Origin of the sequence: Haloflavibacter putidus, from assembly GCF_006546625.1 — a bacterium.
Lineage (GTDB): Bacteria > Bacteroidota > Bacteroidia > Flavobacteriales > Flavobacteriaceae > Mesonia > Mesonia putida.
Genome location: NZ_VIAR01000015.1, coordinates 64,060 through 80,806 on the forward strand (window position 1 = coordinate 64,060; position 16,747 = coordinate 80,806).

Genomic DNA, 16,747 nt, shown 5'->3' on the forward strand with positions numbered 1-16,747 from the left:
CGCTACGAGCCATATACAAAACCGTTAGCCACAAGCTAAACCAACCTATGAGCATTGAGAGTGATATAAAAAATCAGTATTCTAAAGTTTTTGACTCATCAGATTGGATGACCTTTAAGTTAATGGCTGATTTCTACTTTGAGAATTCTGCCAAAATTTTAAAAAAGGACATTTCTATAAAAGAACCTTTTAAATTAATGGCAAGAAATATCCAAAAAAGATTATTTATTGGAATAGGCACTGAACTTCTACTTAAATCATTATTCTTAAAAAATGACTATTGCATAAATAAAGTCAAAAAAAAGAAAATCCCAAACCCTAACAAACCGACAAAATTTAATAAAATACCGAATTTAAACATATTAAATCCAGCTGACACTTATACTTTAAACTCTTTAATAGAAAACATTTCGGAAGTAATTACTTCAAGTAATAACTCTGATTTTGAAAAAGGTTTGAAAACAGCCAAAGTTTTTAGAAATAAAGAAGGACACGTTGCTGTCTTGTGGCATAAAGCTGACCGACAAAATTATACTGACATTGAAAATTGCATAACAGAAATCTATGATAAAGGATTTGATGAAAAATTGAATTTTAAAATTTCATTTCTTGATGGTGAATCTGCTATATTTTCAAAAAATAAATAGAATTTTATGAAAAAAGAAACTTTGGAAAACTTGAAAAATGACCTTTCTAATATCAAGGTAAAAACTTTTGAAAAGAAAAGAGCTAAAAGGAAAAAGGACAGAGAATCAATTGAATCTGATATACAATATTTAACAGAACAAATAATTGAGAAATATGAGTTACTTCAATATGATTTAGGAATTAAAATGGAAAGTCATAAAACCGATTTTTTCATTTTTGACGTAGAGAACATAATTAGAAGACAAGAGGAGAAAGAAGCAGAATAAATGGAAAAAAGCCAGTGGCTAACACCGTATAACAACAATTGCGGCTTTGTTTCCTACGGACACAACCGTGCAAGCATAAAAGCCGGTAATTTTAGCTATCTTAGTTTCTAAACAATCCGCAACTGATTGTTATACAAGACCGTTGTACAACATACCCGAAATGAACAAACTGCTGACAATTTCACTACTGATTTTCTTATTTCTGTCCTGTAAAAACGACAAGAAATCTGAATTGGAATTTTATACAGAAAATCAAACTTCATTTTTCGATTTGAGAAATGGAGACTGGACAAAAAACTCGTGGATTAGAAAACCTGAAAATCTAAAAATGGTTCACGAATCGTTTAAAAATTTTGGGTATGGAAAACTTGAGAATCTGATTTCAAAAAGCAAAAGTCATTTCCTAATCGAAGGAATTTATATAAAACGGAATTTCGAGAATTTAATAGACAGTTTGGAATTGACCTATAACAAACCTGAAATACAAACAAAATATTACGCTGAATTTTGGAATCGCAGAAAAGCGGAGAAAAATGATTCAATAATTTATGAAATCATTCGAGAATTCAACTCAATGAAAATGAACAAAAAACAACAGAATAATGAAAACCAATTTGTAAATGACACATTATTTGACCTTTTAAAAATTGAGTTTGATACCGACAATTTGAATTCTGAAAAAGCAAAATCAAACTTTTATAAATTAAAAAAATACGGACTTCATCAATCTGCTCACAACTTGCTTTATGAACGAGCAGAATATTCCCAATTGGATCTAAACCGAAAAAAATTAAACCAAGAATTAACAGAAACAACGGAATTTGAACAACCCTGGCTTATTGATAATGAAAAATAAAGTACGTTGTACAACACCGTATAACAACAATTGCGGCTTTGTGTCCTGCGGACACAACCGCGCAGGCATAAAAGTCGGGAATTTTAGCTATCTTAGTTCTCAAACAATCCGCAACTGATTGTTATACAAGACCGTTGGCAATAATATAAACCGAAAAAATTTCTGATCATAAAATCAGTTTAAAAATTCGGATTTCCATCCAATCTTTTAGCTCGCTGAAAAGGAAATAACTGAAATGCAGAACTAAAATTCCTATTTAGATTTCCAATTGATAAAAATAACCGAACCCAAAACACAACGCTGAAAAAAATCATAACGGAAAATAAAAAAAGAGAACTCTGAAAATATTTGAACTTAAATTCTTGTTCCGGTTTTCGATTGATAAAATTAGCTGAACGTAAAACGTAACGTGGAAAAATAGCTTAATGGAAAATCACTACTTGAGCACCTTTGCGGTTAGCCAAAAAAGTTTTTGCAAAACACTTTTGGCGGATTAATATGTAAAAGCCAAGCTTTCGCTTCACTTTTGGCATAAATAATTGATTGAAATAAAGCAACGGAAAATTAATGAAAAACTTGAAGGAAAAAATACTATTGCCAACATTGTATAACAGCAATTGCTGGTTTCTGCATTACACGGAAAATTCTACCGAATTTTCCTCAGGCTTGGCATTTTTTCGTAATTTAGTTGTCAAACCAACCGCAACTGACGGTTATACTTAGACGTTACCTGTAATATGGAAAATAAAGAACAATTAAGAAATGAAGCAAGAAGGTTATTGAATTGTGAAGACTTCGATACCTGTTTCGAAGTCTTAGATATTTATCAGAATTTTCTCTTTGAGTTAATTATGGATCATCCTAATCATAATGTTGATTCACAAGCAGAGTCCGATGCAAAAATTATGTTACAAATGATTTTTACTAAAATTTCTCATTTAAGGAAAAACTTAGAAGGAGTCGAATATAGAAAAGACGATGCTTTTTTAAATAGGGTTATAGATCCTACAATTATTTCTTCTTTAATAAGAAACCTATACGAAACGGTTGCTATTTTTAATTTAATTTTTATTTATCCTGATAAAAAGGAGAAAAGAACGATTCTTTATAATCTTTGGGTCATTTCTGGACTTAAGTATAGAAAACGATTTGAAGAAGCCGCAAAACTTAATCAAAGTATTGAAAAGTTAGAAGCGGAAAAGAAGATTATTGAAGATCTTAAAGAAGAAATTTTTAATACTGATTTGTTTAAATCACTTGACGATAAAAACCAAAAAAAAATAATTACAAAAATCAGAAAAAAAGATTATAAGATTAAAATTGATGCTGATAATGTAGAGTTTTTGAATTGGCAAGATCTTACTTCTACATTAGGTTTTACGACTAAAATGTTTGATAATATTTATAATCATTTTTCTTTACATACACATCCAACAAATGTTGCTGTATTTCAATTTCAAGGAATGTTTGGCAATGATAAGCCGTTTTTAGAATTAACTTATACAAGTTTAAGGGAAGCAATAATATTAATAAGTATCTTCATAGCTGATTATATTAAATTATTTCCTGCGAGAATGGAAGATTTTGAAAGATTAGATTTAATGCAGCAAATTGCTATAAATTTCCAAAATAGAATGGCTCGTGGAGATAATTATTCTATAAACGATTGTTTAGAAAGCTTAGAATAAAATACTACAGGTAACACCGTATAACAACAATTGCGGCTTTGTGTCCTGCGGACACAACCGCGCAAGCATAAAAGTCAGTAATTTTAGCTATCTTAGTTTCAAACCAATCCGCAACTGATTGTTATACAAGACCGTTAGCATACATTTATGAAAAACGCAATTACAATTCTACTTCTGACTTTACAATTAGTAAGTTGTGGACAATCAAAAACTGAAAAAGAAACGGAATCTAAAAAGGATTCTATTTCTAACCCTTTTGATATGAATGCGTTGAATAAAGCAATAGAATCTGGAGAAGCGGAAAAAGAATATAAAGAATTTCTGGAAAGACGTGAACTGGAAATAAAGTTTGACCAAAAAGAATGGTTAAAGCATAACGATGACGGAAATCATAAAAGTCCGAGATGGAATATGCTTTCGGATTTACGAGAAAATTATCTGAATAAAGAAATGAATAAAACCCAAGTTATAAATCTGCTTGGAAAACCATTTGAATTGGAAAAGCGATACGTGGAATCGAAAAATGACACGCTGAATTTAATGCTTTATCCTGTTGGAGCGTACAGCGGATTTGGAATAGACTTCGACTTCCTTGCAATTTCGCTTGACGAAAACGACAAAAAGATTGAGGTTTGGGTTGAACAACACTGAATTAAAAAACGTATGCTAACACCGTACATAATTCATTGCTAGTTCCTTTTACTTCCGAAAATCCTATCGGATTTTCTTGTACGGGTTTATTTACTATCTTAGTGCCTGTACACGCAACGTAATCATGTACAAACACGTTACCACACATTTGAAAAAATCGTCACTAATTGAATATCCTGAAAAAAATATTATTAATAATTGGAATTTTTGCAATCATAGGATTTGCTATTATTTGGGATATAGCTGACAGAGGACAATTCTACTCGAAACACATTCCGACTGACGAATTGAACGAATTTTATATGCGTAAAACGACCGAACAACAAAAAAAGGCGTTTGAAAAGAATTTCGGATTTGGAAAATATAAATTCCCAAGAGAACACGTTGCGAAAATTAAGCTGTTTAAGAATAACTTTCTAACGAGTCGTTTGACTTCCAAAACTGTGTCGGAATTGAATAAGGCTGATTTGATTACATTTTTCAATAATCCAAGCAATTTCAATTGGTCAGAGACTACTTGGAGTTTATCTGAATCGGAATATATTTTGAGATTTTACAACAAAGAAAATAAGGAAATAGGAAAGGTTTGGTTATGTTTGGAAAGTTGTGGAATGACAGAATCTGAACCATTTTCACCGAATATGAAATATGGTGGATTAAGTAAAATTGGAAAAGAAAACTTGAATTTTATATTAAACGAAATATTAACTGAATAAAAAAAACGTGTGGTAACAATGTATAACCGCAATTACGGCGGATTCGACTACGTCCGAATCCACTCGGAATTGCTAACGTCAGTTCTTAACCGAAAATTATTAACTTTAATCCCGTAACTGACGGTTATACGAGACCGTTGTGTGCAATTAAACCAAAAATGAGAAAACCGATTATAATATTAACAATCATTGTTGTTTTGGCAGTTTTATATTCAATTTTCCTACATAAACAATCTGAATATATAGCTGGAGAATATAGATATTACACAACTTATGAAAAATATAAAGCTAAAGAAAAAAGTGTGGATTTATTAGCCCTAGCATATGAAAATGACGAATACAATCTTGATAAGCTAAAAGACAAAGCACAAAGTGAAATAAATAAACTTGAAGAGTTTAGAATTGAGCTTAATATACTCTATACAATCTAATCTACAAGCCCGGTAACTCTCTTTCTGATTATGAAAATTACATTGAAACCTTAAGAAAATTAAATACAGAAATTGAGGAAAACCAAAAATATTATGAATGGCAAAAAAATGATTTAACCGAACTAAATAGATATATAGATGAAATAGAACAAGACTTGTATTCAATAAAACTTTATGAAGCTGACATTTTTTACGTTACTTCGGTAATAAATTCTATAGACTCAACGGCAACTAGATACAAAAATTCAACAAAACTTTTAGAATTAGCTTCAGCTTCTAGAGGATTAAAATTAGCAAAACAAATTGAGGCAGAAAATGAAAGAAAAAGACAGGAATTAATTGCTCAAATTGAACTGGAAAGGGAATTAAAAAGATTGGAAAAACAAAGGGAATATAACAGTTACTCGAATTATCCCTCGAGTAGTTATTCAACCTCTAGGACTTGGAATAACTCGTATAGTGACTATTCCAGTATTTCTGTCCCGAACTTACCTTCTCAATATTATTCTACCAATACAAATCCAAACCACGTACAAGTAGATGGATATTACAAATCAGATGGAACTTATGTAGAATCACATATGAGAACAGCTCCGAACAATACAATAATTGATAATTTTTCAACATCACCAAATTTGAATCCATATACTGGGAAAATTGGAACAATAAAATTTAAATAATAACTGCACACAACACCGGCTATAGTTCATTGCTTCTGACTTTCCTCTCGGAAAGTCTTCGCAAATTTGCTATCTTCGGTTTACAGCGGAAAATCCTCGCGGATTTTCACGCAACGAAACCATAGCCAAACACGTTGCCCACCATTTGAAAAAAAATCTCAGAATGAATAAATCGATATTAATTCTATTTTTAATAATTATTTTTGGTTGTAAAGAAAATGAAAAACGACAACCGATAATATCGGACAATGACTTTACGATTTTAAAATATCACAAAGACAATAACTGGATTTTTGAAAATGCAAAACCGACTAATCTTACAGAGAGGGAAATGGAAGAAATTGAACCGATTTTAATAAAAGCTATTGCCGAACATAACGAAAATCAAAGAAAATATTTATTAGACCACAACGAACAGCATCCTGAATATCAATGGACGGAAACTGGATTTGAAATTCAAATTGAAAAAGATTATTATCGACAATATGTGCCGGTAATTGATAAAAATGGAGATAAAGTAATTTGGATAAATTTTTTATGCAACTATGATGAAAGCTATGAAACTGAAATTCCTTTAATTCAAGATGGTGGCAATTGTTATTTTAACTTGAAAATAAATTTGACCAAAAAAACCTACTACGAACTCGGAATTAATAGTGTTGCGTAAAAATAAAACGGTGGGCAACAACGTATATAAAAAATTGCTTGTTTTTGGTTTTGAAAAAAGGTAATTTTCATTTTTAAAAAAATAGGTCACGCCGACAAGTCCGCGCATTTTCACACGCAACTTATTATATACGAGACCGTTCTACACCATTTGAAAAAAAATATAACTAAATACGGAATATTATCATTTTTTGGAATAGCTATGATTTACCAATTTATTCCGATTGGTGATTATTGTAGCGGACTTTTAAGTGGTTTAAATTTTTTATTTTTTGCAGGTTTACTAATCCTAACTTTTTTTATTGTAACAATTATTAACCTGATCAAAATCTATAAAAAGAAACAAAAATTTGATTTATTTCCTTTAATTTTAATTTTATCCTTTGGAATAATCGGATACATAATTATGAGTCTTGAAAATAAAAAGTTTTGGACAACAGTTAAGTTATCTGGAATTATTCAAGTTGAGGGAAGATCTCCAAGTGGAACTTTAAAGTTATATAAAAATGGAACTTTTGGTGCTACTTATCATAGCATTGAATATAGCTGTACATTTCAAGGAGAATATAAATTAAAAAATAATAAACTTCAGCTAGAAAGAAAAGATATTTTAATAGAAACGGATAGTATATTCACAAATCAATACGTATTAAATACTGTCAAAGAATCACTAACTCCAATTAATAAAAGTTTCAAAACTATAAAAATAATTAAATAAAACGGTGTAGAACAACGTATATAAAAAATAGCTTCTTCTGCCCTAACCTAAAAATTTGTTTATATTTGGTAAGTCACCAAATCTTTTGATTTGGCTTTTGAAAAGTAAAGGTAAAATCAAAATGCAAAAGTTTTGGCTTGTTTTATGGCGGAAAATTAATCGCTAATTTCTACGCTACTTTTCATATACAAACACGTTGTGGTGCATTTGAAAAAAATTAAATGAATAAGAATAAATTACTTTTATTAACCGCTTTATTTTTGATTCCGACTTTGATTTTCGGACAATCTGAAAAACGTGAAAAGTTGACTGTTGGCTTTGTGTGCGGAGTTTCTGCTGGAACTACACCGCTTGTGGATAAAATTACTGATTTAATAAAAGAAAAAAAATACTCTGAAATTTCGTCTTGGTTAGAGTCTAAAAATAGTGGAGAAATATTTCTTGCTATCATAACATTAGAACGGCTGAATCAAAATAAAAACTACATATTGAAAGATAAAGAATTAGAAAAAATAAAATTTTGGAAATCTTCATCAATTCTTGTCTATAATTGTTTAGGATGCTTTTTAGATACGAACTTAATGAATGAACTATTTGAAAATAAAAATTCCCTTGAAGAAATTACTTGGCTCAATAAAGTACTACCGATTGAATAAATTAATGGAAAAAAAACGCACCACAACAATGTATAACCGCAATTACGGCGGATTCGACTACGTCCGAATCCACTCGGAATTGCTAAAGCCTGTGTTTAACCGAAAATAATCGCTAATTTCACCCGTAACTGACGGTTATACGAGACCGTTATACGCAATTTAAGACAGAACTTAATCCTCAAATAATTTCGATTATAAATTGAATTTTGTAAATCAAAAATTAATCAGAAATCTGTAAAATCACTCTGGAAATAGGAATGAATTCGGTCGCTTGCCAAATGGAATTTATACTAAGATTTAGGACAAGCTCGCCAAAAGCTTCGGAATTGAAAATCGCTACGGTGAAAAATCAGCAAACCAGCCAAACGGATTTTTAACTGGAGAATAATGACGAACTGGACAAAATCAATGGATTTAAAATTGACGTGAAAATATGATTAAAGCTATCTTATCGAATTAATAATTATAGTGGAATTAATCTTAGCGGATACGAAAGTGATGAAAAGCAATGCGCGCCGAAAAAATTCGAAATTTTTAGAGGATTTCTAAGGTTTAAATATGATTAAATTCAAGTGCTGAATCGGAAAGTAAAAAACTGCGTATAACAATGCATATACTTAATGCTCGGGGTAGTGTATGAAAAATAAGTTTGAGTATTTTTATAAAAGTCTGTAACTTGAAAACGAAATAAATACTAATTAAGGTCGCACTAAAGTATATGCTAGACCGTTGGCAGTAATACAAGAAAATCATTTTTCAAATAAACATTTAGTAAAAAAATTGTATTTTTGATTAAATACGAAAATTATGGATTTACAAACTCGAAAACTCAATTTAATAACTTATCTAGCCCAAATTAAGGACGAGATATTATTTGACAAATTGGAAAATTATATCCTAAAAAGAGAGATTGAACACAATCCTGAATTAAAACCATTTACTGTCCAGGAATTAGTTAATCGAATTGAAAAATCTGAATCGGATTTCAAAAATGGAAATGTAAAAAGTCAAGAAGATTTAGAGAGAATATCAGCAAATTGGTAACAATGAAAATAGTTTGGACTGATTTTGCTATCAGAAATTTAAAAGACATTTTTGATTATTATGCTATTGAAGTAAATAAAAAACTTGCTCATAAAATCAGAAAACAAATACTTAAATCCTCGAAACAATTAATAAAAAACCCGAATTCTGGTCCCGTAGAACCTAATTTGACAATTTCTAAATAAAAATCACCGATACTTAATAAGTGGACATTATAAACTGATTTACAGAATTGTAGATAATGAAATTATAATTAATGATGTCTTTGACACACGACAAAATCCGACTAAAATGAATGATGAAAAGCGGATTGAATAATAAAGTACTACTGCCAACAGCGCATATAGTTTATGGCGGAATTAGTGCCAAATCCAAAATTTTTGTATTTTTAGAAACGTAAAACCTTAACCGAAAAATTAGCGCATTTTTGCCCGCCACAAACCATATACGCAACACGTTGTGGTTAATTATGAAAAAACTGAAATACATATTAATTTTACTAATTCTTTTAAATTGCAAATCTGAAAAAGAAGAAGCTTTTTATGAATATAATGGACAATTAGTTAGAGTAAAACTTGATAACTTTGAAACCAAAACCGACTCTACTTTTACTGGATATGGCGGTGAACTTTATTCAAATGGGAATTTAAAATCTATGTCGTTCTATAAAAATGGAGAACCAATTGACACACTTTTTTACTATTATGAAAATGGAATAATTAAAAAAAAAGGACTCGTAAAAAATGGGGCTGAAAATGGTTGGTGGATCTACTTCAGAAAAAACGGAATGGTTAAAGAAAAAATTGAATGGAAACCAATGGGAAATGACATTATACACAAAAATCAAAGTTTAGTGTTCGATAATAATGAAAAAATAAGAATGGAACCAAGCACTTACTTTGAACTTGAAATCCCCGACACTATTAATATTGGGAAAAACTTGGGTTTTGTAAAAAACTATGTCAGTGATTTTAATAACGTTTATAAGCGATACTTATCTGTAATTATTGAAAATAAATACGCCGATAATAATGTTAAAAATGACACATTCACTAATAGAACTTTGAAACCTTATTTTGGCATTTTTGGCCACAAACTTGGAAAACAAATTGTAAAGGGACAGATTGAAGAAAAGATAATACAAACCGATGACATAAATAAAGACTCAATTTCATGGAAAATCATTAACCATTATAAATATTTCGAGAAAGAAGTATTTGTTTCGGATAATGAAAAAGTTTCCGAAAAGAGTAAGAAAATAATAAATGATTATAATAAAACTAAAGAAAATAACTAACCACAACACCGTATATAACAAATAGCTTCGTCTTTTCTAAATCGAAAATTTTGGTATATTTGGAATGTCGCCAATTTTTTATTTGGCGTTTTAGAGGTTTAAAGATAAAAACTTAAACAAAAAAATTGGCTCGTGGCGCAACCGAAAAATTCACTCTTTTTTGCACGCTACTTGTCATATACGCACACGTTACACATAAACACTCCGAAAAAACTCGGGTCGGATATATGACAATTGGAAATCTGAATTTACCAAGCATTACCTGAAACGAATTGAAAAGCTGTTTTTAAAAGTCGAAATCTCCGCTTCTATCGAAAATTGGTTTTCTAATCCAAATAAACGAATCAGAATCCTAAATATGACTTTTGACGAATGTTGAGCATTGAGCAGTTATCTGAATTTGAAAAATAAAGCGTGAAAAACAAAATATAAAATTGGAAAAGTAACACAGCGGAATTTTTATCACGTTCGAAAACAAATGACTTTACTCTTGAAAACAGAATTTGAAAATTTAGTTTTATTTAGCGAAACTTCTGCTCTTCTCGACGGAATTGAAAAGCAAAACGAAAAAAATCAGAAACGTGAAAAGTGCTTCGTCCTAATCAGAACGTGTCGTGTCAATGTGTAACAACGGCTATAATGCATTGCGGGTTGGAATTTTCTGTTGAAAATTCCAGTTAAAATAGTATTTTCGTTTACCAGCGGAATAATTCTGCGAATGAGTCCGCAACGACATCATAGCCAAGACCGTTGTAAGTAATGCCGAAAAACCCAGAAACCGAATGAAAAAAACAATATTCGAAATTACCAAAATGGACTGTCCTTCAGAGGAAAATCTAATCCGAATGAAATTGGACGGAATTTCAAGTATTGCGAATTTGGACTTTGATATTCCGAACCGAAAACTGACTGTTTTTCACAGCGGAGAATCCGACCAAATCGAAAAGTCCGTTATTGAACTAAATTTAGGCGGAAAGAAAATCTCGACCGAACAGACCGACCAAACAGAATTTAATGAAAATGCAAACCAAAAAAAGCTACTTTGGTCTGTACTTGCAATCAATTTTGCCTTTTTTATTATCGAAATGACAACAGGAATAATCTCAAAATCAATGGGTCTTGTTGCCGATAGTTTGGATATGCTTGCCGACAGTTTCGTATACGGAATTAGCTTGTTTGCGGTTGGCGGAACGTTGATTAAGAAAAAGCGGATTGCAAAACTTGCTGGATATTTTCAAATAACACTTGCGATTATTGGATTTGTGGAAGTTTTAAGAAGATTTTTTGGAAACGAGAAACTTCCCGATTTTTCGACAATGATTATCGTTTCGATTTTTGCACTTATTGCAAACGGAATTTGTCTTTACATTTTGCAAAAGTCAAAAAGCAAAGAAGAGGCTCATATGAAAGCGAGTATGATTTTCACATCAAATGACGTGATTATCAATTTAGGAGTAATAATTGCTGGAATTTTGGTAAATTGGTTGAGTTCGAGCAAACCTGATTTGATTATCGGAACAATCGTTTTTGTTTTGGTAATTCAAGGAGCATTTAGAATATTGAAATTAAGTAAGTGAATAAAAAAGCACTACTTACAACACCGTGTATAATTAATTGCTTTGTTCTTCCCTACTTGTGAAAATTCCTGCGGAATTTTCACGGGTTCGTAAAAGTTTGCTAAATTAGTTGCTGAACCACGCAACTAATCATACACAAACACGTTAGCGGTAAAATAAAACCGACATTTTGCTGGTTCAAAAAAAGTGGCTAAAAATTCAAAGTTAGATAAGATTTACAAAGTTTCGGCGGAATAAAAAGCGCAGCGCGGAATTTTGACGAAAAATAATTTGAAATTTAAGCGAGATTTGAAAGTGAAAAACGACTGAATTAAAGTTCGCTTTTTCCAGAAATTTAATTTCAACTGAATAGTTTGCCTCCGCCCTAGTTCCGATTTTATTAATTTTATCAGCAGAACGAAAAAAGAATATAGATTTTTAAAAACGGAAAAATTCGGCAAATAAATGTAAATCCTGAAATATCACTCTGAAAAGAAATAATTCAATGTATGTAATTAATCGACCAACCGACTATCATTCGAGATTATAAAAATTCTACCGCTAACACCGCATATAGCTTATTGCTACGAAAGTTTTTATTCCGGGTTTTGTCAAAATTTGCTATATTTGGTTTTCAACCGAAAAATTAGCGCGTGTTTTCACGCAACAAGCAATATACGCACACGTTAGGCACAAGTATGACTCAAATGAAAATTCAGTAAAAAAATGTACATTTGCCATAAGTAAAATTATTTATCAGATTCTTGACAATAGAGCATAACATATCACGTATAAATTATCTTTTAAAGTTATATGGATTAACTTTAAATGAGTTATTGGAAAAAATCAGCGAAGGTCTGAAAAATCCAATAACTAAAGATGACTTATACTCTAGTGAAATTAAAATTAGTCACTTAAAAAAAATAGATAAAGTTTTTAATAAAGGTCTTGAGTACTATATAAACCCTAAACCTTTAACTGAAAACAAAGAAGCTAGTATTTTTTTTAGAAAGGATAAATTTAACTCTGATTTAAATATTGGAGCAAAGAAAATTGTTAATCAATTTGAAGATTTAAAAAACTCCTTAACGGCAATTTCTAAACTTTCAGATATTCATTTCGAAAGAAAAATTCCAATCTATTCAATAAAGGATAATCCGAAAAAAGTTGCAGAAGAAATTAGAAAGCTGTTATATCCTGATGAATTTTCACCTGTTTTAAGAGACTTTTTAAAAGAACTCATATCTAAATTTGCAGAAAACAATATAATGGTATTTGAGTTCATTGAAACTTGGAATAAAAAAGATACCGCAAACATTAATGGTTTTTATTTAAAACCGAATGTAATTGTTCTTAAAAGACAACAAAAATCATTCAGACGAGAAATTTTCACATTAATTCACGAATTAGGTCATTACTTACTCAATGAGGAAGAAATTGAAGAAGTTGATGTTAAATCAATTTCTCAAAAGGATTTAAGCAAAATTGAAAATTGGTGCAACGAGTTTTCCTATTTCTTTTTAGTTGGTAGTTTTGCCAATACTATCGAGAAATTAAAAAGAGCTGATTCGTCTAATGACTATCATTTTGATTTAATTCAAAGAATTTCGAGAGAAACCAATTTAAGCACATTAGCTTTATATACAAGGTTATTGTATTCTAAAAAGATTTCAAATAAAGGTTACAACAACGTTAAAAACGAACTTGATGAACTTTATCGAAAAAAAATAGAAGAAGAAAACAGAAAAAAGGAGCTTGATAAGCTTTCTGGAATTAAAAGAGGTGGTTCTGTTCCAAAACCTATTAATTCACCATTATTTGTTAACACATTACAAACAGCATTATATGGAGGAGTAATTAACGAATATGATTTCTGTAAAAAACTGAATATTAAACCCGAAAAAATCGAGAAATACATCTAATGAGATTTATAATTGATACAAGTACTTGGGTTTCTTTAGTTAAATACTACAAGCCATTTGATAATAGTTCAGTTATATATGATTTTTTTAAACAAAAAATTAAAGCTGGTGAATTTATCTTATTATCAGAAGTATCAATAGAATGCTCCTTTGTTTCAAAAAAAATAGTTATAAAAGAGTTAGATTTTATCACAGATAAAAATCTAATTACAAAAACGACAAGTCTTCTTCCAACTAAAAAATTCTATAACTTATTAGATAATCAGTTCTGTAATCAAATCCAAAAAAGATTACTATCAGAAGTTGATATTGAATCTTTAACTAATGATTTTCTAAAATCAGCCGATGCAAAAATAATCCTTAAGGCAATTGAGATTTCAAAAACTTTGGATAATCATATAACTGTTGTGACTGAAGAAACTAGTTCTAATAATGATAACAAACTATACAAAAAGATTCCTGCAATTTGCAAGGAATTGAATATTGACTGTATCGGATTACCAAAATTAATTGAATTATTCAATAAGGAAATTACAGTTAAGATAAAAAATACCAGTGCCTAACAATGGCTATAAGTAATTGCTTGTTCTCGCCTACTTCTGAAAATCCTCGCGGATTTTCAGTTTGGTGTATACTTGCTAAGTTAAGTACTAAACCACGCAACTACTCATAGCCGAGACCGTTAGCGGTAAAATAAAACCGACATTTTGCTGGTTCAAAAAAGCTTTTTAAAAACTCAAAGTTAGATAAGATTTACAAAGTTTCGGCGGAATAAAAAGCGCAGCGCGGAATTTTGACTAAAATGAATTTGAAATTTAAGCGAGATTTGAAAGTGAAAAACGACTGAATTAAAGTTCGCTTTTTCCAGAAATTTAATTTCAACTGAATAGTTTGCCTCCGCCCTAGTTCCGATTTTATTAATTTTATCAGCAGAACGAAAAAATAATATAGATTTTTAAAAACGGAAAAATTCGGCAAATAAATGTAAATCCTGAAATATCACTCTGAAATGAAATAATTCAATGTATGTCTTTAATCGAACAACCGACTATCATTCGAGATTATAAAAATTCTACCGCTAACACCGCATATAGCTTATTGCTACGAAAGTTTTTATTCCGGGTTTTATCAAAATTTGCTATATTTGGTTTTCAACCGAATAAATCGCGCGTGTTTTCACGCAACAAGCAATATACGCACACGTTAGCGGTCAGCTGAAAAACGAAACGAGAATCAAATGTTAAAAAAAATACTCATCGGAATATCAATTGTAGTCGGAATTGGACTTCTAATTTTCGTAGGTTATATAGTTATGATTATTTCCGCTTTTGGTGGTTTTGATAAAGATTATTCAGTAACAGAACTTAAAGAAAACTTTGAAGCTAAGAAGACTGAAATTTATGAAGTGAAAAACTTTGTAAACAAAATAACGCCCTCAAATAAATTAGCTCATATAGAGTTTGAAGACAATAACACTTTGGGGATTTTTCACGTAAAGGTGGACGATAAATTTGAAAGTAATTGGGATGTAAAAATTAATTCGGGTAAAGCTGACACATTATTACAGAAGCTTAGTTGGACAGTAGAAGATTTAAAAACTCTTAAAGATAAATTAGACAAAGCGAATTGTATTGGTGTTACAAGCGGAGAACCTTGTAATATTAGTTTTCAAAGAAGTGGAATGGGAATGTATTCATTTAACGTTTTTGACCAACCAATTCCCGATAATTTGATTGAACAGTATAATGATAGTTGTACATATATTTTAGTGAACAAAAAACTTGTTTTAGAATACAGTGGCGGAGCAATTGGAAGTCAGTGTTTCTACAACTTGGAATAGAAAAAAAATAAAGCCGAACCGCTAACAATGTATATAAAAAATAGGCGAAATAGTTGTAAAATAAAGGCTTTTGGCTCGTTTCAAACCTTGTGCTTAACCGAAAGTATTGAGCTTCGCAATCGCCTACTTTTCATATACTAACCGTTGGCATTCATTGAGCAGAACCGTTAAAAATGACAATTATGAGTAATTTAAAAGACATTAAATCGGAAATTGAAAAATATGCGAATGACTCAAATCTGACTGAATTACTAATTGTTGAGAAACTGGAAAAACATTACTTTGATAAAAAAGTAAACGAGAATTTAAAGCTGTATAAGAAAGGAAAGAAAAAAGTGAGCGAAATAACAAAAGACCTGAAAATCTCGCCACGAAAATTTTATGCGATTTTAGAAAAAAAGAAAATAGAACATAAGAAATATAAAAAAGAGTGAATTAAAACAAAACGTTTGACTTTTAGCTCGTTTGCGGAATCGGAAACTGAATTGAAAAGCAAAGTCCTAATCGAATGCGGAATTTAGCAAGTTGCATAATTGCTCACTCAATCGGAATTGAAAAAGTTTGCGGAATAAAATTTAATTAAAAAATGAAAACAGAATTAAAATCAATATTAATCGGAGGTTTAGTCGGAGGAATCGTTTATGCTGGAGTTATGGCAGGATTTGATTATTATGATGGAGAGAACTTTAGAATATGGAGATTTGTTTTTAACTTTTTGTTTTTTGGAACATTTACAGGTTTTTCAACTCGTTATAGCTTAAAGAAACAATCAGAAAAAGAGAAAAAAAACTAAAATAAAAAACAACGAAATGCCAACACCGTGTATAATTCATTGCTAGTTATAGCCTATTTATGAAAGTCCTCGCGGACTTTCTATTTGTGATTTATTTGCTAACTTTAGTGCTTAAACACGCAACGAAATCATACACAAAACCGTTGGCGTTAATTTGAAATGAAGAACTTCGCAATATACTGTAAGCTTCCCTTAATTAGAACTGTTCATTTTTCTAAAACTTCGATAAAGTTATTATTTTTTATTCTTCTGGGGCTAGCCCCAGAAGAATATTTTTTTGCATATGCTACCGGGGACATTTTTTCTAGTGCGTCGTGAG

At 30.4% G+C, this 16,747-nt stretch carries 20 protein-coding genes; all 20 read left to right on the plus strand.

All coding sequences use genetic code 11. From position 1 onward, the window contains the following. Positions 1 to 47 precede the first annotated feature (47 nt). On the plus strand, positions 48 to 647 hold the full coding sequence (locus FKR84_RS12470) for a hypothetical protein (RefSeq protein WP_141422649.1): 600 nt from the start codon (positions 48 to 50) through the stop codon (positions 645 to 647). 6 nt (positions 648 to 653) lie between these two features. Continuing rightward, positions 654 to 914, plus strand: a complete 261-nt coding sequence (locus tag FKR84_RS12475; protein ID WP_141422650.1) for a hypothetical protein — start codon at positions 654 to 656, stop codon at positions 912 to 914. Positions 915 to 1,074: 160 nt separating this feature from the next. Next, positions 1,075 to 1,770, plus strand: coding sequence for a hypothetical protein (locus tag FKR84_RS12480; RefSeq protein ID WP_141422651.1), 696 nt, complete (start codon positions 1,075 to 1,077; stop codon positions 1,768 to 1,770). A gap of 737 nt (positions 1,771 to 2,507) precedes the next feature. Next, entirely contained in the window at positions 2,508 to 3,458 is a 951-nt protein-coding gene (locus FKR84_RS12485; RefSeq protein WP_141422652.1) for a DUF5677 domain-containing protein, read from the plus strand. A gap of 147 nt (positions 3,459 to 3,605) precedes the next feature. Further along, positions 3,606 to 4,109, plus strand: coding sequence for a hypothetical protein (locus FKR84_RS12490; RefSeq protein ID WP_141422653.1), 504 nt, complete (start codon positions 3,606 to 3,608; stop codon positions 4,107 to 4,109). Positions 4,110 to 4,276: 167 nt separating this feature from the next. Further along, positions 4,277 to 4,825, plus strand: coding sequence for a hypothetical protein (locus tag FKR84_RS12495; RefSeq protein ID WP_127845462.1), 549 nt, complete (start codon positions 4,277 to 4,279; stop codon positions 4,823 to 4,825). Between the two features lie 158 nt (positions 4,826 to 4,983). After that, positions 4,984 to 5,256 (plus strand): hypothetical protein, encoded by a 273-nt coding sequence (locus FKR84_RS12500; RefSeq protein WP_141422654.1) that lies wholly within the window; start codon positions 4,984 to 4,986, stop codon positions 5,254 to 5,256. A gap of 155 nt (positions 5,257 to 5,411) precedes the next feature. Continuing rightward, complete coding sequence (locus FKR84_RS12505; protein WP_141422655.1) at positions 5,412 to 5,936, plus strand: hypothetical protein; 525 nt, start codon at positions 5,412 to 5,414, stop codon at positions 5,934 to 5,936. Between the two features lie 163 nt (positions 5,937 to 6,099). Beyond that, the gene (locus tag FKR84_RS12510) at positions 6,100 to 6,603 is read left to right on the plus strand and encodes a hypothetical protein (RefSeq protein ID WP_141422656.1); all 504 of its coding nucleotides are present in this window, start codon (positions 6,100 to 6,102) and stop codon (positions 6,601 to 6,603) included. 150 nt (positions 6,604 to 6,753) lie between these two features. Further along, positions 6,754 to 7,320 carry a hypothetical protein gene (locus tag FKR84_RS12515; RefSeq protein ID WP_141422657.1) on the plus strand — a complete coding sequence of 189 codons (567 nt, stop codon included), beginning with the start codon at positions 6,754 to 6,756 and terminating at the stop codon, positions 7,318 to 7,320. A gap of 221 nt (positions 7,321 to 7,541) precedes the next feature. Continuing rightward, positions 7,542 to 7,976 carry a hypothetical protein gene (locus tag FKR84_RS12520; protein WP_141422658.1) on the plus strand — a complete coding sequence of 145 codons (435 nt, stop codon included), beginning with the start codon at positions 7,542 to 7,544 and terminating at the stop codon, positions 7,974 to 7,976. A gap of 807 nt (positions 7,977 to 8,783) precedes the next feature. Next, positions 8,784 to 9,020: a hypothetical protein gene (locus tag FKR84_RS12525; protein WP_141422659.1), complete on the plus strand. Its 237-nt coding sequence runs from the start codon at positions 8,784 to 8,786 to the stop codon at positions 9,018 to 9,020. Between the two features lie 2 nt (positions 9,021 to 9,022). Further along, entirely contained in the window at positions 9,023 to 9,205 is a 183-nt protein-coding gene (locus FKR84_RS12530) for a type II toxin-antitoxin system RelE/ParE family toxin (RefSeq protein WP_141422660.1), read from the plus strand. 284 nt (positions 9,206 to 9,489) lie between these two features. Then, positions 9,490 to 10,317: a toxin-antitoxin system YwqK family antitoxin gene (locus FKR84_RS12535; RefSeq protein ID WP_141422661.1), complete on the plus strand. Its 828-nt coding sequence runs from the start codon at positions 9,490 to 9,492 to the stop codon at positions 10,315 to 10,317. 782 nt (positions 10,318 to 11,099) lie between these two features. Then, on the plus strand, positions 11,100 to 11,894 hold the full coding sequence (locus FKR84_RS12540) for a cation transporter (protein WP_141422662.1): 795 nt from the start codon (positions 11,100 to 11,102) through the stop codon (positions 11,892 to 11,894). A 743-nt stretch (positions 11,895 to 12,637) separates the two neighbouring features. Then, positions 12,638 to 13,795, plus strand: a complete 1,158-nt coding sequence (locus tag FKR84_RS12545) for an ImmA/IrrE family metallo-endopeptidase (RefSeq protein ID WP_141422663.1) — start codon at positions 12,638 to 12,640, stop codon at positions 13,793 to 13,795. Further along, positions 13,795 to 14,358 carry a DUF4411 family protein gene (locus FKR84_RS12550; protein ID WP_141422664.1) on the plus strand — a complete coding sequence of 188 codons (564 nt, stop codon included), beginning with the start codon at positions 13,795 to 13,797 and terminating at the stop codon, positions 14,356 to 14,358. The genes FKR84_RS12545 and FKR84_RS12550 overlap by 1 nt, the downstream gene beginning before the upstream one ends. Before the next feature lie 674 nt (positions 14,359 to 15,032). Beyond that, the gene (locus FKR84_RS12555; RefSeq protein WP_141422665.1) at positions 15,033 to 15,635 is read left to right on the plus strand and encodes a hypothetical protein; all 603 of its coding nucleotides are present in this window, start codon (positions 15,033 to 15,035) and stop codon (positions 15,633 to 15,635) included. A gap of 182 nt (positions 15,636 to 15,817) precedes the next feature. Further along, a complete protein-coding gene (locus FKR84_RS12560) occupies positions 15,818 to 16,069 on the plus strand; it encodes a hypothetical protein (protein ID WP_141422666.1) in 252 nt (83 codons plus the stop codon). A 152-nt stretch (positions 16,070 to 16,221) separates the two neighbouring features. Beyond that, entirely contained in the window at positions 16,222 to 16,428 is a 207-nt protein-coding gene (locus FKR84_RS12565) for a hypothetical protein (protein WP_141422667.1), read from the plus strand. The last annotated feature ends 319 nt before the right edge of the window (positions 16,429 to 16,747 follow it).

Excerpts from the sequence above, each read along its gene's own strand:
- FKR84_RS12550 (WP_141422664.1), top strand. The coding sequence starts at position 13,795 with ATGAGATTTATAATTGATACAAGTACTTGGGTTTCTTTAGTTAAATAC.
- FKR84_RS12520 (WP_141422658.1), top strand. The coding sequence starts at position 7,542 with ATGAATAAGAATAAATTACTTTTATTAACCGCTTTATTTTTGATTCCG.
- FKR84_RS12470 (WP_141422649.1), top strand. The coding sequence starts at position 48 with ATGAGCATTGAGAGTGATATAAAAAATCAGTATTCTAAAGTTTTTGAC.
- FKR84_RS12475 (WP_141422650.1), top strand. The coding sequence starts at position 654 with ATGAAAAAAGAAACTTTGGAAAACTTGAAAAATGACCTTTCTAATATC.
- FKR84_RS12540 (WP_141422662.1), top strand. The coding sequence starts at position 11,100 with ATGAAAAAAACAATATTCGAAATTACCAAAATGGACTGTCCTTCAGAG.
- FKR84_RS12485 (WP_141422652.1), top strand. The coding sequence starts at position 2,508 with ATGGAAAATAAAGAACAATTAAGAAATGAAGCAAGAAGGTTATTGAAT.
- FKR84_RS12565 (WP_141422667.1), top strand. The coding sequence starts at position 16,222 with ATGAAAACAGAATTAAAATCAATATTAATCGGAGGTTTAGTCGGAGGA.
- FKR84_RS12490 (WP_141422653.1), top strand. The coding sequence starts at position 3,606 with ATGAAAAACGCAATTACAATTCTACTTCTGACTTTACAATTAGTAAGT.
- FKR84_RS12530 (WP_141422660.1), top strand. The coding sequence starts at position 9,023 with ATGAAAATAGTTTGGACTGATTTTGCTATCAGAAATTTAAAAGACATT.
- FKR84_RS12535 (WP_141422661.1), top strand. The coding sequence starts at position 9,490 with ATGAAAAAACTGAAATACATATTAATTTTACTAATTCTTTTAAATTGC.
- FKR84_RS12555 (WP_141422665.1), top strand. The coding sequence starts at position 15,033 with ATGTTAAAAAAAATACTCATCGGAATATCAATTGTAGTCGGAATTGGA.
- FKR84_RS12510 (WP_141422656.1), top strand. The coding sequence starts at position 6,100 with ATGAATAAATCGATATTAATTCTATTTTTAATAATTATTTTTGGTTGT.
- FKR84_RS12560 (WP_141422666.1), top strand. The coding sequence starts at position 15,818 with ATGAGTAATTTAAAAGACATTAAATCGGAAATTGAAAAATATGCGAAT.
- FKR84_RS12480 (WP_141422651.1), top strand. The coding sequence starts at position 1,075 with ATGAACAAACTGCTGACAATTTCACTACTGATTTTCTTATTTCTGTCC.
- FKR84_RS12525 (WP_141422659.1), top strand. The coding sequence starts at position 8,784 with ATGGATTTACAAACTCGAAAACTCAATTTAATAACTTATCTAGCCCAA.
- FKR84_RS12500 (WP_141422654.1), top strand. The coding sequence starts at position 4,984 with ATGAGAAAACCGATTATAATATTAACAATCATTGTTGTTTTGGCAGTT.